Genomic DNA, 17720 nt, shown 5'->3' with positions numbered 1-17720 from the left:
AACCATATCTAGCAGAACTCGGCCGATAAATATTTTATAGTGGTATTTTTGCTAACTTAATGTATGTTTTAATTTAATACATTCTTTATCACCAGAGAGTTAGTAATCAGGAGTGCTATCAATGCGCATTGCCTCATACAAATACGCAGGGTTTATTTTATTGTTCCTATTGATCTGTTACGCATCTTCCACCTTTGCCGCTGAAGCAGAGAACAACAGACCAACTGATATCCAGACTAGTTATCCTGACTTCAAACTTACCGCCGAAGAACAAAAATGGCTTGAAGATCATCCACAAATAGAAATCGGAGTGATGAATGCATGGCCGCCCATGGAATATGTGGATGAGTCCGGAAAACCGCAGGGGATCGGTGTTGAATTCATACACGCCGTCAACAAGCGAATCGGCGGCAGGCTGCAGATAAAACCCGGCTCATGGAATGATATTTTTCTCGGGGTAAAAAACAAGCAGATGGCGGCTCTGGTAGGAATCACCCCCCGACCTGACAGGGAACCTTTTTTCAACTTTACATCCTCCTACATCAAAGTTCCCCATGCCATCATAACGAGGATCAACGAGGCCTCAGCAGAACAGCTTTCCGACTTGAACGGTAAACGGGTTGCAGTTGAAGAGAATTTTTATCTCGGTAATCTGTTGAAGCAGGATTATCCACAGATCAAGGTCGCCCTCTACCCCAATACGAGCGACGCCCTGCATGCCGTATCAAGCGGAGCTGCCGATGCATATGTGGGTAACCGTGCTGTCGCCCTCTACCTGATAAAAAATGAATTGATTACCAACCTTCATATTCAAGGCAAAATCAAGGGATTTGTTTCATATAACGCGATGGGAGTTCGCAAGGATTGGCCCATACTACATAAAATCCTGCAAAAAGCTCTTGATACCATCAGTCCTGCTGAACGTGACGCAATCTTCGGGCAATGGGTCAAACCTGAAGGCGATACAGTCTTAAAAAAGAAGCTGACCAGCGCCGAGCGTATCTGGCTCGAAAAACACCCCGTCATTCGTCTAGGTACGGATGGGCAGTATCCTCCCTTTGAATTTTTTAATGATAGCGGAAAGTTAAGCGGTGTAGGAGCAGACTATCTGGAAATCATCAGCCAACGTCTGGGTGTTGAATTCGAGGTTGTTCCAGACCTCAGCTGGAACGAAGTACTTGAAGGCGTTAAGAATGATGTTGTTGATATGATACCAGTAATTGACAACAAACCTGAGCGGCGGTCCTTTTTGAATTTCACCAAACCCTATGTCCGCTATCAAAACGCTATCGTGACCTTGAAAAGTAATAATAAAATCCAAGGGGTTGAAGATCTTAAAGGCAAAAAACTTGCCCTGCCTAAAGGCTATAGCAGTGTCCAATGGATTGAAAATAAATATCCATCAACAAAGCTAATCCTGAAAGGCTCTCCCTATGAGTGCTTAGAGGCTGTTGTGCTGGGCGAAGCAGATGCCACTGTGGCAAATATGGCGGTTATGCACTACCTGATACAAAAATACAGCTTTTTTAATCTTAAATTTGCAGCTCTTACCTCTATGGGTAGTGGAGGGACGAGTATGGGGATAAGAAAAGACTGGCCGGAATTCGCCACTATTCTGCAGAAGGCACTCGATAGTATCGATCAGGCCGAACACCGCGAGATCTCTGTTAAATGGGCAGGGTTCAAGAAAGATGAGGCGCTGGTTAGCCTCTCGGAAAAAGAAAAAGCATGGCTCGCCAAACAGCCCACAATCAAGGTCGCCGGAGACATCGGCTGGCCACCGTTCAACTTTTCCAAGGACGGCAAACTTCGCGGGTTTTCCATCGACTACATGAATCTGTTGGCAAAAAAGACCGGAGCCAAGATTGAGTATGTCACCGGTCCGAGCTGGAATGATTTTCTTGAAATGATGAAGGATGGGACCCTTGATGTCATGCTCGATGTTGTGAAGACACCTGAGCGTATGGAATACCTGAGCTTCACGCCTTCATATGCCAAGAACCCGAACACCATAATCAGTCGCAAAGACACTCCATACCACAGCTTGGAAGAACTTTTTGGAAAAACCGTCGCTATACCCAAGGGGTTCTTCTACGAGGAAATCCTTAAAAGAGATTATCCCGATATCAAAATCAAGACTGTTCAGGACACCCTCGGGTCCATGACGGAAGTAAGCTATGGTAAGGCCGATGCTGCATTCGGTGAACTGGCTGTCTTCAGCTACTATATTGAAAGCAACATGATGACCAATCTTGCTGTATCCGGAGATGTAAAGTTCGGCAATCCAGAGTACTCGCGGGTCAACATTGCCACCCGCAAGGACCAGCCTGAGCTAAACTCCATTCTCACCAAAGGAATGAAATCCATCACAGAGGCAGAAAAAAGTGAGCTACGTAAAAAATGGCTCCGTAGCGCCGCCCTTGCTGTACAAAATCAATCTGCCAATATCAACGCCAATGACAGCTATGGCTTTGAGGAACTCCATTTCACGGTGGATGAAATTATTTACATTGCGCTGGGAATTTTAGCTCTGGTTCTGCTTCTGATTTTTGGACTGTTCAAACTTTCCAGAAGCGAAAAAATCAACAGGTTGTTCGGAACCCGTAAATTCAGGATCGTCGTTTATATCGGGCTGCTCTTTTTCACTGTAGTGGTTCTGCTGCTGGGAACCGTTTCCATGAAAAGGGTCAAAAACATTTACGATAAAAGCATGCAGAACAGTATGGCTACTGTTGCCCTGATGATAGATGACCGGCTCGACAACTGGCTGATGGCCTGGAAAAAGAATTTTGAATTATTTGGTAAGACTCCCCGATTGGCCGAGTTGACGCAGGAACTGCTTCAGGTCGAGGTGGAAAAAGACAAATTACTGCAATCAAAAGCCCTTGCGGATATAAGAACCTTCTTTGCCGAATACCGCCAGAAACAACCCAATATCGGATTTTTCATCATAAACCGCGATCATATCAGCATAGGATCAATGCGTGACTCAAACATTGGGTCAACCAACCTCATCTGGCAAAAATATCCGCATCTTGTGGATGCGGCATTCAAGGGAGAGGTTTCAATTGTTCCGCCTTTAACCTCGGATGTGATGTTGAACAGTTCGGGCGAATCCCTTCCGGCCACCATGTTTGTCATAGGGCCGGTAAGAAACAGGGCCGGTGGTGTACTCGCCGTCATGACCGTGCGAATTGACATGCGCAACGACCTCTCGAAGATTGCAAACATTAAAAGGATCACCAAGACCGAAGAAGCATATTTGTTCGACAACATCGGCAGGATGCTGACCCGTTCACTTTTCGAAAAGCAGCTTCTTAATATTGGCTTGCTCCAACAGGGGCAGACCAGTGAACTTGCCATCCGGTTGCTCAATCCGGGAGTAAATCTTTTGGAAGGCGGCAGCCAAACTATGGAGCGTTCTGAGCTTCCGCTGACGAAACTCGCTGCGGCTGCCATTAACAAGAGCAAGGAGCTGTCCCAGACCAATGAAGTCAGGCTGAATTCCGGCATTGTCTGGGTGGACGGAACCTATCGGGATTACCGAGGCGTGCCGGTGGTCGGCTGCTGGGCATGGCGTTCGGATATGAACATGGGCATCGCTGTAGAGATGGACGAGGCAGATTTCTACGCTCAATATTATGATATCAGGCTTGTGGTCTGGGTGGTTCTGGGATTGACCCAGATCCTTTTCATAGCTGCCGTACTTTTTGTTCTCATGGTTGGGGAAAAGACCAGCAGGTCGCTAACCAAGGCCAAGGATGAACTGGAGCAACGAGTTCAGGAACGGACTCAGGAGCTTGAACGCACTATGTCCATTGTCCGGGCCATGTCCGACGCATCCCTTGACGCCATGATCATGATCGATTCGCGCGGCAAGGTTCAATTTTGGAACTCTGCAGCAGCAGTGATGTTTGATCTTTCGGCAGAAGAGGCCGTGGGTAAACAGATGCATGAGATTTTTGTACCTGAAGAAGCCCGTGGAAAGGCCCTACTCGGTTTGGAGAAATTCCGCGAAACAGGTCAAGGACCGGTCATCGGCGGTATTATGGAAGAAACCGCAATACGTGAGGACGGAAGCAGCTTCCCGGTGGAAATAGCTATTTCTTCTTTCAAACACGAAGACGAATGGTTCGCCGTGGGCTCCTTACGCGATATATCCGAAAGGAAAAAGCAGGAAGAAGCTCTGCTTCATGCAGAAGAAATGAACCGCAATATCCTGCAATCTGTGGGTGAAGGTATTTTCGGTGTGGACAGCGAAGGCTGCATCCTGTTCATCAATCAGGCAGCACTCAATATGCTCGGCTATGAACCGAACGAAGTCTTCGGACAGCCCATTCACGATCTGATCCATCACCACCACGCTGACGGTTCAGAATACGGAGTGGAAGATTGCCCCATGCATCGTGCTTTCACCGAAGCACGCCGCTTCAAAATCGACAACGAAGTTCTCTGGCGCAAGGACGGCAGCAGCTTCCCGGTCGAATATACGGCTGCTCCTATTGAACGGGAAAATGAGGTTGATGGGGCAGTAGTCGTCTTTCATGATATTTCCGAAAGGCGTGAAGCTGAGTGGGCTCTGAAAAAGCTATCATCCGTTGTTGAGCAAAGCCCTGTCACAGTTGTCATCACTGACAAGAACGGCATCATTGAATATGTGAACCCCATGTTCTCCGAAGTGACTGGCTACACCGCCGAAGAGGCGGTAGGTATCAGCACCAATGTAATGAAGTCCGGACAGCATTCGGATGATTTTTACAAAGAGCTCTGGGAAACCATCAATTCCAAGAACACATGGCATGGCGAATTCATCAATAAAAAGAAAAACGGAGACCTGTTCTGGGAAAGCGCAGTTATCTCACCAATTCTGGGCAACAAAGATGAAATCGAATTCTATGTGGCAATCAAGCAGGACATAACCGACCAGAAAGCCATGGAAGAAGAACTGCTCAAATCCAAAGAACAGTTGCAATACATCCTCGACACCAGTCCGGTGGGAGTGGCTTTCTCTACCAAAGGTGTCATCCATTTTGCCAATCCCAGATTCAGGGAAATGTACGGTGTCAGCATTGGCGACGAATCCCCTGACCTTTATGTGAACACATCTGACCGGGATAATATTGTCCGGGAAATGAAGGAGCACGGCATTGTCAGCAACTGGGAAATCAAGATGTACAACGCTGAAGGCGAAGAACGTGACATCCTGATCACCTACCTGCCCATTACTTATGACGGAGAGGAAGGAATCCTCGGCTGGTTGCTGGATATCACAGATCGCAATAAAGCCTTTCAGGAAATCGAACGCTCACAGAAACAACTATCAGCACTCTTCGATGCTCTCCCGGTCGGCGTAACCATGATAGCCCAGAGCGGCAAGATAATAACAGCCAACTCTATCTCCAACGAAATTCTAGGAGTTACGGCTGATGAGCACACCGAAAGAAAAGTCAGTGATGACAAATGGGAAATTATACACCCAGATGGAACCCTGATGAATGTTGAAGAATTCCCGGCCTCCAGATGCCTTGAAGAAAATCGGGTCATCAAAAGTGTGGAAATGGGAGTCAACAGACCTCAGGGCGATACGGTCTGGATCAGCACCAGTGCAGCTCCTGTAGATGAAGAAGTCGGCGGCGGTGTGGCGGTTGCTTTCGAAGACATAACCATCCGTAAAGAAATGGAAACTCAGCTTGTTGCTGCTCTTGATGAAGCTGAGGAGGCCACCCGAGCCAAGTCTGATTTTCTGGCTAATATGAGCCACGAAATCCGGACCCCCATGAACGCCATCCTAGGCATGGGCCATCTTGCACTGAAAACCGAACTCACCTCCAAGCAACGTGATTACCTAGAAAAAATCGACATGGCAGCCAAGGCATTACTGCGCATCATCAACGACATTCTGGACTTCTCCAAAATTGAAGCCGGGAAGCTTGATATCGAGCACGTGGACTTCAGCCTTGAAGATATTCTGGACAATCTCTCCAACCTGATCAGCGTCAAGGCACAGGAGAAAGGGGTTGAACTCTTCTTCCGTGTTGATCAGGACGTACCGCTCAATCTCATCGGAGACCCGCTGCGGCTGGGCCAGATTCTCATCAACCTGTGTGGTAATGCCGTGAAGTTCACCTCAGAAGGTGAAATCGTGGTAAACATCGGGGTTGAGGAACAACGCGACAAGGACATCAGGCTGCGTTTCGAAGTCAGCGACACCGGCGTAGGCATGACCGAGGAGCAGAAGAGTAAACTCTTCACCGCCTTTTCACAAGCCGATACCTCCACCACCCGCAAATTCGGCGGCACAGGTCTGGGGCTAACTATCTCCAAACGTCTTGTGGAAATGATGGACGGCGAGATCGGGGCTGATTCCGAATACGGCAAAGGTTCTACCTTCTGGTTCAATGCGAAGCTAGCCATAAATGAAGAAAAAGGCCGGAAGAAATTCCTAATCAAGGAAGATTTCGTAGGCCTAAATGTTCTAGTAGTGGATGACAATATCACCTCCCAGAACATTCTCCGCGAAATGCTGGAAGACTTCGAATTCAAAGTCACAGTTGCTTCCGGAGGACCCGAGGCCCTTGATATTCTGGAAACAGCCGAGCCCCCCTTCAAGTTGGTGCTCATGGATTGGAAGATGCCTGAAATGGACGGCATTGAAACCTCCCGTCGCATCAAGGACAACTCTGTACTCAAGGATGTGCCGACTATCATCATGGTCACCGCCTACGGGCGCGAGGAGGTTATCAACCAAGCGCAGGAAGTGGGCCTCGACGGTTTTCTGGTCAAGCCTGTAGGACAGTCGGTGCTCTTCAATACCATAATGGAAGTATTCGGGCAGCAGGTGGAAAGAAGCGGCTTACGCGACATCGGCAGCGACGAATTCTCACATACCATGCTCCATACCCGTGGAGCTCAGATTCTGCTGGCCGAGGATAACGAGATCAACCAGCAGGTGGCCTGCGAGCTGCTCGAAGGGGTCGGCCTTGTGGTGGATATCGCCGAGAATGGCCGCGTAGCCGTGGAAAAGGCTCACGCCCAATCATATGACCTTGTACTCATGGATATCCAGATGCCTGAGATGGACGGTCTTGAAGCCACCGCTCTCCTGCGTGCAGACAAGAAATTTGACGATCTGCCCATCGTGGCCATGACTGCCCATGCCATGGCCGGAGATCGCGAAAAGAGTCTCGCCCACGGCATGAACGACCACATTACCAAACCCATCGATCCCAGCGAGCTTTACGAAGTCCTTTCCCGCTTGATCCCCGACGGAGAAAGGGAGCTGGCACCCGAAAAGCCGGAATCAGTTCAGGAAGAAGTCGAATTACCGGATGAAATCCCCGGTATCGACATCCAATCGGGGCTGATGAGGGTCAACAACAACCGCAAACTTTACCGGGAACTGCTCGTTAAAGTGCATGACAACTATGCCCAGAGTGGCAATGAAGTGGAGTCACTCATCGCTAACGAACATCCCGATGATGCCCAGATACTGGCCCATACCATCAAGGGACTGGCCGGGAACATCGGAGCCGGGGAATTACAGGAGGCCGCAGCAGTCGTGGAAGGAGCACTCAAGAGCGGAGACCCCGCAGGGGCAGAAGACCTTGCACGCTTCAAGTCCACACTCGGTACACTGATCGAAGCCTTAGCGCCCATAGCCGCCGAAGATGCGCAAAAGCAGGAAGAGGAAATCGGTGGCGAAACGGTAGATTACGCCACCCTGCTTGATGCAAGCGCCCGTCTACAGGAACAGGTCAAAGCCCGTAAGCCCAAGCTTTGCGCGCCCATAATCGAAGAAATGAACGGCTACGAGTGGCCGGAAAATCTCGGCGAAGAAATCCTCACACTGGGAAAACTCGTCAAGAGATATAAGTTCAAGGATGCAGCCGCAATAATTGAAAACATTCAATCAACTCTCGGAGATGGTAATGAGTAACGAAGACAGACCGTTGATTCTTGTTGTCGATGACACAGAGACCAATATAGATCTCCTGCTGGAGATTCTTGATGAAGATTACGAACTCAGTGTTGCCATGAACGGACTGGACGCGCTGGAAGTCGTAGAGGAAACTCCGCCGGACCTGATCCTGCTCGATATCATGATGCCGGAAATGGACGGTTATGAAGTATGCAGGAGGTTGAAGGCGGATAAGCACACCGCTAAGATTCCCATAATCTTCATCACCGCCATGACCGAAGTTGAGGACGAGACCAAAGGCTTTGAAATGGGGGCGGTGGACTATATCACCAAACCCATCTCCCCGCCCGTTGTACGGGCAAGGGTAAAAACTCATCTGGCACTTGCGGATCAGCAACGAGCCTGTGAATGGGTGGTGATTGAGCAGACCAAAGAAATCAAACAAGGCCAGAAAGACGCCATCTACATGCTTGGTCAGGCCGGTCACTACAACGACGACCATACCGGAGTACATATCTGGCGCATGGCCGATTATTCCGTAGCTCTTGCCAGGGCCATAGGCTGGCCCGTTCACAAGCAGCAACTGCTCAAAATGGCCGCCCCCATGCACGACACCGGCAAGATCGGCACCCCGGATTCAATTCTCAAAAAGCCCGGCCCTCTCACAGACGAGGAATGGGTGATCATGCGCAAGCACTCGGCCATCGGGCACAAAATTCTCTCAGTCAGCAAAAGCCCGCTTTTTGAAATGGCATCCGAAATCGCACGTTCGCACCACGAACGCTGGGACGGCGGCGGCTATCCCGATGATCTGCGAGGTGTACAGATTCCCGAATCAGCACGCATAGTCACCATCGCCGATGTGTTTGATGCCCTGACTATGAAAAGACCCTACAAGGACCCGTGGCCCGTGGATAAAGCACTGGCCTATATTGGAGACAATAACGGAATGTTCGAGCCAAGGCTGGCAAAAATTTTCGTATCTCTGGAAGATGTGCTGATGGAAATCATGAAGTACTGGCAGATGAAAGAAGAGATGGACAAAAAATTCCAATCCTGACCGAAAAACACACGATGCCGCCAATCTAAAGAAAGGAATAACCGTGAATACAGAGCCTAAAAGACATAACATCCTTGTTGTAGACGATACTGAGGAGAATATTGATATTCTCCTAGAAACCCTTGACGAAGATTATGACGTCAGCGTTGCCTTAAACGGAATTGATGCACTGGAAGTTATTGAAGAGGAAAAACCGGACCTGATCCTGCTCGATATCATGATGCCGGAAATGGACGGGTACGAGGTCTGTCAAAGGCTGAAGGAGGATGCAGCGACCCGTGACATTCCAGTCATATTTATTACCGCACTGACCGAGGCCGGGAACGAAACTAAGGGCCTTGAACTGGGAGCCATTGATTACATCACCAAACCTTTTAACCCATCCATCGTCAAAGCACGGGTTAAGAATCACCTCGCTCTCAGACAAGCCATAAAGCTGCGTGAGGACGTGGAACGAATGACCCGTCACGACCTTAAAAACCCGCTTCAAGACATCTTGAGCTTGCCACAACTCATGGAAATGACCGGAGACAACCTAACAGAATCACAATTAGACATGCTTAGTAGGATCGAAGCCGCCGGCAAAAACATGCTTCGCCTCATAAACAGTTCACTTGATCTCTTCAAGATGGAACAAGGTCGCTATACCCTCCACCCAGAAGAAGTAGACCTGATGATGGTGGTAAACGAGTGTGTCAGAGAAGTGGAGACTATCACAACATCCAAGAACATCGGCTTGAAACTAAACGTGGACAACGTCGAATATGATGGAGCACAAAATATTCTTGTACAGGGCGAGAAGCTGCTCATTTATTCCATGGTGGCCAACCTCTTACGCAACGCTCTTGATGCATCGCCCGAAGATGAAGCCATCCACATCAGCATCGAGTCAGGTAATCCAGCTAAGTTGAAAATGCGAAACAAGGGAGCAGTCCCTCTGGCAATAAGAGACATGTTTTTCGAAAAGTACGCCACCGCAGGCAAGCATCACGGCACCGGGATTGGAACCTATTCCGCAAGGCTCATCGCGCAAGTACACGAAGGAGACATTGGTTTCACGGTTTCAGACGAACAGAACGAAACCGAACTGTGGGTGAAGCTTCCGACTTAGATTTTCAACAATTTTTTCAGTTTGTTGTAGACAGTTTGGGGAGTAAAAGGCTTGACGATATAGTCGCTGGCCCCGGCCTGAATTGCTTCTATCACGTCTTCCTGTGTACCGTGTGCAGTAAGCATCAATACAGGAAGATCGCTGTATTGGGAATTTGAGGAACGTAGTTCTCGCAGCATCTGAATGCCGGTCATCACAGGCATGTCCCAATCCAGCATAATCAGATCAACGTCGTCATTTTCCCTCAATCGCTTCAGCCCTACTTTACCATCCTCGGCATGAATAATCTCAGTTACACCAACTGTACGCAGTATGTCAGTAATGGTGCGCCGCAGCGAAAAATTGTCTTCGACTATCAATATCTTTACGTCAGTATAGTTGTTCATTTAATCCCCTCTCTCACCAAATTAGTTTGATTAATTTTTTTTGCAATATCTATGGGGATAAATGTTGATCACTACACGACTTGAATGCTCAATTACGTAATTGATGTAGCATTGCCGTTTTTATTGGTGTAGTAGAAATTATAAGTATTCTTTTGACAACATATGATCTTGCTTAAACACGAGGAGTTGGGGATGAAAATTACCAAACATATGTGGCCGGTGCTTATTGTTTCAGCCCAGTTTGACACAAAGACCGATGAAGGCTTGAGACTGCGTAGCCTTGAAAATGAATTGATCAAGGAACAGGAATGTTCGGTATATCCGTCATATAGTTATGAAGATGCTGTTGAAATCTTCATTTCACGTGCCGATCTGGGGGCGGTTGTCATTGACTGGGACATCCGCTTTGAGAGGGACGACGAGGAAGATACTCCCGAACATCTGCTTAATGAAATCCGTAAGCGGAATAAGAAAATACCCATTTTTCTGCTAACCGAACGGATGTCGATGAATAATATCCCCACTGATGTTTTAAGCCAGATCAATGAATGCCTCTGGAAGACTGCAGAAACCGCAGAATTTCTGGCCGGACGTATTGAAACCCGTCTTGTCGAATACGTCAGATCTGTTTTTCCTGTGTTCTTCGGGGAAATGGTCAAGTACTCCGAGGCGTACAAATACGCATGGCATACCCCCGGGCATATGGGCGGTGAAGGATTTCTCAAAAGTCCAGCCGGTGTGGCAATGCACAAGTTCTACGGCGAGAATGTATTTAGGTCCGACCTTTCCATATCAGTACCTGAATTAGGCTCCCTACTCGATCACAGCGGAGTGGTCGGTGATGCTGAGAAGAACTCGGCCCGCGTATTCGGCGCAGACCAGACCTACTACGTGCTTAACGGCACTTCCAACGTCAACCAAATCATCTGGCGCAGCCAGTTAGTCCGTGACGATATCGCCTTTGTAGACCGCAATTGTCATAAGTCGCTCAACTACGCCATGGTCATTACCGATGCCTATCCCATCTACATGGTGCCTAGGCGCAACAAACGCGGCATAATCGGTCCCTGCCGACTTTCTGAATTTTCCCAGAAATCAATACAAGATAAAGTACGTGACAATAAGCTCATTCCTGAAGAGCTCAAAAAACAAAGCGTACGCATGTCCGCCCTTACCAACTCCACCTACGACGGGGTCTGCTATAACGTCATAAACATCAAGAAGCAGCTCCAGAAAAGTGTGGACAACCTCCATTTTGACGAAGCCTGGTATGCCTACGCCCGTTTTCATCCCATGTACAAAGATCATTTCGGCATGGCTAACGATGATCGCAATGAACATCATCCACCCATTTTCTGCTCACACTCCACCCACAAACTGCTGACAGCATTTTCACAGGCCTCCATGTTGCATGTGCGTGACGGAAGCGCTGTTAAAATTGATCCTGACGAACTCAACGAATCTTACATGATGCATGGGTCTACCTCGCCGCAGTACAGCATGATCGCATCTCTGGATGTTGCCACAAAGATGATGGAGGACAACGGTGAAGTGCTCATGCATGACACCATGGTCGAAGCCATTAATCTGCGCAAAAAAGTTTCCATGATTGCCAGCGAAATGAAAGAGCAAGGCAGCTGGTTCTTTGAGATGTGGCAGCCGGAAAAAGTGCTCGTGGGCAAGGACTACAAAAAGTTTGAGGAAGTAGACACGGAATATCTCTGCACCAACCAACATCCCTGGGTATTCACTGCTGATGATAACTGGCATGGCTTTGAGGATATGGAAGAAGAATACGCCATGCTCGATCCCATCAAACTGACTTTTACCACTCCCGGACTACGTCATGACGGCAGCATGGAAGACGAAGGTATTCCGGCTTCCATAGTAACCGACTACCTGATCAACCACGGTATAGTCTGCGAAAAAACCGACTACTACTCCTTCCTCATGCTCAACTCCATGGGCACGAACAAGGCCAAGCAGGGCTCGCTGCTTGCCGGTTTGCTCAAATTCAAGGAAGTCTACGACGCCAACCTGCCGCTGGATATCGTTCTACCCGGTCTGGTCAAGGATTACCCTGAAACATATACCGGAGTCGGCGTAAAAAACCACTGCAACGCTATTCACAACTATTACAAAGAACACAAGCTGCTTGATAAAATGCAGGCCGCATTCCAAGTGATTCCGGATCAAGCCATCAAGCCATCCGAAGCCTATCACGCCGTGGTTCGTAAAAACGTCGAATATGTGGAACTCTCTGAAATGAAAGACCGTATTCCGGCGGTAATGGTCGTCCCCTATCCTCCCGGCATCCCGGTAATCATGGGTGGCGAAATTCTTAACGACAAAGCGCAGCCCGTATTCGATTACCTTATGGCACGTCAGGATTTCGAAAATGTATTCCCCGGATACGAAAGCGATATTCACGGAGTTGAACGGGTTGTGCGTGACGGCAAAAAGTACTTCAAAACCATGTGCTTGAAGAAGTAAATTGACTAAAGCGTTACAATTTAACCGGAGGGCCGTATGACAGAATCAGGCTCCAAGCATAAATTATCAGTCTTTACACTGATGATGATTAATGTGGCGGCGATTCTGTCGTTACGCGCCCTGCCGGGACTCGCGGAATATGGCTGGGGATTAATATTCTATCTGGCTTTGGGATCGCTGAGTTTCTTCATCCCTTCAGCCCTTGTTGCTGCAGAGCTTGCTTCGGGCTGGGATGATGAAGGCGGCGTTTATCTCTGGGTTAAGGAAGCTTTCGGACCCAAATGGGGTTTTGTAGCCATCTTCATGCAATGGGTGGAAAACCTGCCATGGTTTCCGGCGGTGCTGGCTTTTGGCGGATCGGCTATTGCCTACACTTTTGATCCGCAACTCGCGAACAACAAATGGTTCATTGTTGCGGTCATTCAGTTGACCTTATGGGTGGCTACCTTCCTGAACTTCCGGGATATGAAACTATCAGCTTTCTTCAGTTCATCAGGGGCCATAGTCGGCACGATCATACCCGGCATACTGATAATTGTACTCGGTGTTGAACATGTTCTTTCCGGCGGCACGGTACAGATTCCCTTTACTCCCGCAGCTCTCATGCCTGACATTGAAAGCCTGCAACAACTTATGCTGCTGGCGGCTATGTTGATTTCATTTACCGGAATGGAAATGTCGGCAGTACATGTAAACGAAGTCCGCAACCCGGCAGTTAATTATCCCAAGGCTATTTTTGCTGCCAGTGCCTTGATAATAGGCCTGTCCGCACTGGGTTCACTGGCAATCGCCATGGTTGTTCCTGCTGATGGAGTCAGCCTCAGCGCCGGAGTGTGTCAGGCTTTCGATAAGCTTTTCCAAATCCATAAAATGGAATTCATGACCCCGATCATCTGTTTCCTGATGGCATACGGGGCCTTAACCATGGTCATTACATGGATGGTCGGGCCTTCCAAGGGTATACGCGAGGTTGCACACGAAGGTTACCTGCCCAAACGCTGGCAGAAAACCAACAGTTTCGGCATCCCCACAAATATCCTGATCATCCAGAGCGGACTTTCGGCGCTGGTTTCCTGCGCTATCCTGTTCATGCCCACGGTATCGAGCGCGTTTATGCTCATGAGCGCACTTGCGGTGCAGTTGTATCTGATCATGTATCTGCTCATGTTTGCTGCGGCCATAAGACTGCGTTACATAAGACCGGACGTAAAAAGGGGCTACACCATTCCCGGCGGCAAGATCGGAATCTGGTGCGTATCGGGGCTTGCCATAGTAACTTGTATCTTTGTTTTTGTTTTCGGATTCATCCCGCCAAAGGCAGTACTGGACGAAGGTTTTCCGGCTTCAGCGGGCTACATTGGTTTTCTGGTCGTGGGGATTGCGGTGTTCACCTATGTCCCGATCTACTTCTATAATCGAGCCGTAAAAAGGCATGCTGAACTTAAGTGATAATTGATAATCAGTGGAGGATGCAGGATATGTCAGCTGAACATAAGAAAATGGGTGTAGTTGCCTGTACAGCAGTTGTAGCCGGTAACATGATGGGGTCCGGAATTGCGTTACTACCTGCCAACCTTGCATCCATCGGCAGTATTACCATACTCGGCTGGGCCGTTGCATTAGTAGGAGCACTGGCACTGGCGTATGTATATTCACGACTGGGAATGGAAAATCCTCAAGAAGGTGGTCCTATTGCCTATTCCGGCGAAGTTGCCCCCATACTCGGGTACCAATCCGGACTGCTTTACTATCACGCCAACTGGATCGGAAACCTTGCCATAGCTATTACCGGCGTGGACTACCTGTCGGTATTTTTCCCGCCCCTGCAGGACCCGATAGCTTCGGGCATCACCTCCATTGTGATCATCTGGGTATTTACCGGAATCAACATCCTTGGTGCGGATTGGATCGGACGTCTGGTCTCCGTAGGAGTTGTCCTGCTGCTTATCCCGGTGGTTGTCACCGGCACAGTGGGCTGGTTCTATTTTGACAGCGTACAGTTCAACGCCAACTGGCTGGTCAAAGGCCATACCCCGGACTCTGCGGTTCTGGCGGCTATAATCCTGTGCATCTGGAGTTTTATCGGTGTTGAAAGTGCCGCCGTGAACACTGCGGTGGTTAAAAATCCCAAGCGAACCATTCCCCTTTCCACCATGATCGGCACTGCGCTTGCCGGATTGGTTTATATCCTTTCCTGCACCGCTATTTCCGGCATGTTCCCTGCGGAGAAGATGACTGCTTCCGGCGCACCCTTTTCACTGGCTATGGGTCATATCTGCGCGACCCTGCCCTTTGCCCAGTATATTCCCAAAGTGGTTTCCGCTGTAACCGCCTTTGCCTGTCTGGCATCGCTGGGATCATGGATGATGCTGGTTTCACAAGCGGGAGCGAGGGCTTCCAGCGACGGAACCCTTCCGGAAATTTTCGGCCGTAAAAACAACCACGGCACCCCTGTCATGGGCTTAATTCTCTCCTCCATCATGATGAGCATTCTTTTGGTGGTACTGATGCTGCTTTCAAAAGGTGGAAACACCCAATCCCTGTTCGGTAATATTGCATCTATAGCCGTTCTCCTGACTCTACCACCCTATTTTTACTCGGCACTCAACCTGCTGCGCCGCTATGGATTCCACGCCAAGAAAGCATGGCTGCAGATCGTATCATCACTTCTGGCCTGCGCATTCTGCCTCATAGCACTTTCCGGTGCAGCTAAGGACGCGCTTATCGGCTGCATGATTGTTATGCTCTGCACCTTCATATTCTACGTGGGCAAGGACCGCACTGAATTCGAACGAAAGATTCGGGAAGACATGTAAATATGTGAACCATACTCATCCTGCTACTGGAGAATATCCATGACTCTACCTCCACTTCCGGACCTTCACGCACTGGCAGTATTGGTTTTGACGGCTGCTGCATTGGTACTATTCAGCAGAAAAACAATTCCGCTCGAAACTTCAAGCCTGCTCATCCTCCTGATCCTGACGGTTGGATTTCAACTTTTCCCCTATATGTCAAATGGAGAACCCTTCCACGCAGCAAACTTCTTTTACGGCTTCGGCAATGAGGCCCTGATTGCAGTATGCGCACTCATGATTGCCGGACAAGGAATTCTGCGAACAGGCTCACTGGACCCCATGGGCCGCCTGTTAGCGCGGGCATGGAAGAAAAGCCCTTCCATTTCATTTCTACTTACCCTGCTGTTGGGAGCATTCATCAGCGCCTTTATTAATAATGTTCCCGTAGTGGTTCTGCTGCTGCCTGTCCTTATAAGCGTGTCCTTAAAAACAGGTGCGCCTGCCTCATCTGTATTAATGCCCATGGGCTTTTCCACCCTGCTCGGCGGAACTGCCACAACTATCGGTACATCCACAAACCTGCTGGTTGTCACGGTCGCAGCAGATATGGGCCTGAAACGTATAGAGATGTTTGATTTTGTACTACCGGCAGTTATCGCCGGAAGCATCGGAATTTTTTATCTTTGGCAAGTCGCCCCGCGCATCATCCCGCAAATAGAGATTACCCTTACAGACAGTTCTCCGCGAATCTTTACCGCTCACTTGGAAGTTACCGAGGGCAGTCCTCTGGAAGGAAGTCCCCTTTCAAAAGCATTTGAACTGACAGACAATGCCATGAAGGTTTCAGCCATTGAGCGTGGAGAAGGAAAACCGATATACCTGCATCCGGGAGCCATTCTACAGGCCGGGGATCATCTGGTCATTAACGACACCCCTGACCAATTGAAGGAATTCGAAAAAATCCTGCACGGAACGTTGTATCCTGTAGGATCAGTAGTTCCGTTTGATGCCGAACACCCCTTTGAAGCGACAGATCAGCAGATAGCAGAAATTGTAATATACCAAGGCTCACCGCTGAACGGGACCACACTTAAAAAATATCATTTTGCAGAACGTACAGGCATGACTCCGCTAGCTATCCACCGTTCCGGCAAAAAGCTCAAACGCTACCTGGATAAAATTAGCGACATAAAACTGGAACTAGGTGACATTCTACTCGTGCAAGGTCCAAGACAAAAAATATCGGAACTCAAAACGAACACCAAAGTGCTGGTTCTGGATTCCGCAATGGATCTTCCGTATTCCCGTAAGGCTCACCTGGCTATGAGCATCATGCTGGGAATAATACTGACCGCCGCATTCGGCATATTGCCAATAGCCATCAGCGCACCATGCGGAGCATTGTTCATGATCCTGACCGGATGCATAACGTGGAGAGACGCCACAAGGGCCCTCAACGTGCAGGTAATTCTGATTGTTGTAACCAGTTTGGCCCTCGGCAAGGCCATGCTTATAACAGGTGGCGCAGACTTTCTGGGTAAGCTTTTCGTGGCATTGAGCGGTGATGCCCCGGCAGCCATGATTATCAGTGGCCTCATGTTGCTGATGGCCATCTTCACCAACATCATCTCCAATAATGCGACAGCTGTAATCGGCACTCCCATAGCATTATCCATTGCCCACCAGTTAAACCTTCAACCGGAACCCTTCGTATTGGCGGTCCTGTTCGGTGCCAATATGAGTTTTGCCACCCCTATGGCCTACAAAACCAATCTGCTGGTAATGAACGCCGGTGAATATTCATTTACGGATTTCTTAAAGGTCGGCACCCCGCTGGTAATTATCATGTGGATTACATTATCGATTGTTCTGCCGATGATTTATCTGTAAAAAAAGCAACTAACTTTTCCGAATCTATAATACCCCCATTGACAAATTTGCCTTATTAACGGAC

8 protein-coding genes are annotated in these 17720 nt (G+C 48.8%); 7 read left to right on the top strand and 1 reads right to left on the bottom strand.

Annotated elements, in window-relative coordinates; translation table 11 throughout:
• Nucleotides 1–121: 121 nt before the first annotated feature.
• The 3 genes from ACO05Z_RS08800 to ACO05Z_RS08790 are packed head-to-tail and all read left to right on the top strand — an operon-like array spanning nucleotide 122 to nucleotide 10089.
• Nucleotides 122–7936: a PAS domain S-box protein gene (locus ACO05Z_RS08800; RefSeq protein ID WP_421901805.1), complete on the top strand. Its 7815-nt coding sequence runs from the start codon at nucleotides 122–124 to the stop codon at nucleotides 7934–7936.
• Nucleotides 7929–8978 (top strand): response regulator, encoded by a 1050-nt coding sequence (locus ACO05Z_RS08795; protein WP_421901804.1) that lies wholly within the window; start codon nucleotides 7929–7931, stop codon nucleotides 8976–8978. The genes ACO05Z_RS08800 and ACO05Z_RS08795 overlap by 8 nt, the downstream gene beginning before the upstream one ends.
• A 43-nt stretch (nucleotides 8979–9021) precedes the next feature.
• Nucleotides 9022–10089, top strand: coding sequence for a hybrid sensor histidine kinase/response regulator (locus ACO05Z_RS08790; RefSeq protein WP_421901803.1), 1068 nt, complete (start codon nucleotides 9022–9024; stop codon nucleotides 10087–10089).
• Here ACO05Z_RS08790 and ACO05Z_RS08785 read toward each other — a convergent pair.
• Nucleotides 10086–10475, bottom strand: a complete 390-nt coding sequence (locus ACO05Z_RS08785; protein WP_421901802.1) for a response regulator — start codon at nucleotides 10473–10475, stop codon at nucleotides 10086–10088. The two genes, ACO05Z_RS08790 and ACO05Z_RS08785, sit on opposite strands and share 4 nt — an antisense overlap.
• Before the next feature lie 192 nt (nucleotides 10476–10667).
• Between ACO05Z_RS08785 and ACO05Z_RS08780 the strand changes: the two genes are divergently transcribed.
• From ACO05Z_RS08780 to ACO05Z_RS08765, 4 genes are read left to right on the top strand one after another with little or no spacing between them, the layout of a single operon-like run.
• Nucleotides 10668–12968, top strand: a complete 2301-nt coding sequence (locus tag ACO05Z_RS08780; protein WP_421901801.1) for an Orn/Lys/Arg decarboxylase N-terminal domain-containing protein — start codon at nucleotides 10668–10670, stop codon at nucleotides 12966–12968.
• A 36-nt stretch (nucleotides 12969–13004) separates the two neighbouring features.
• The gene (locus tag ACO05Z_RS08775) at nucleotides 13005–14417 is read left to right on the top strand and encodes an amino acid permease (RefSeq protein WP_421901800.1); all 1413 of its coding nucleotides are present in this window, start codon (nucleotides 13005–13007) and stop codon (nucleotides 14415–14417) included.
• A gap of 29 nt (nucleotides 14418–14446) precedes the next feature.
• A complete protein-coding gene (cadB, locus tag ACO05Z_RS08770; protein ID WP_421901799.1) occupies nucleotides 14447–15784 on the top strand; it encodes a cadaverine/lysine antiporter in 1338 nt (445 codons plus the stop codon).
• A 39-nt stretch (nucleotides 15785–15823) separates the two neighbouring features.
• Nucleotides 15824–17656 (top strand): SLC13 family permease, encoded by a 1833-nt coding sequence (locus ACO05Z_RS08765; RefSeq protein ID WP_421901798.1) that lies wholly within the window; start codon nucleotides 15824–15826, stop codon nucleotides 17654–17656.
• Nucleotides 17657–17720: the final 64 nt, after the last annotated feature.

Origin of the sequence: Maridesulfovibrio sp. (assembly GCF_965230075.1) — a bacterium.
In the GTDB taxonomy this organism is placed as follows: Bacteria; Desulfobacterota; Desulfovibrionia; order Desulfovibrionales; family Desulfovibrionaceae; genus Maridesulfovibrio.
Note: the sequence above shows the minus strand (reverse complement) of the source record. Positions and strands in the feature narration are given on the sequence as shown.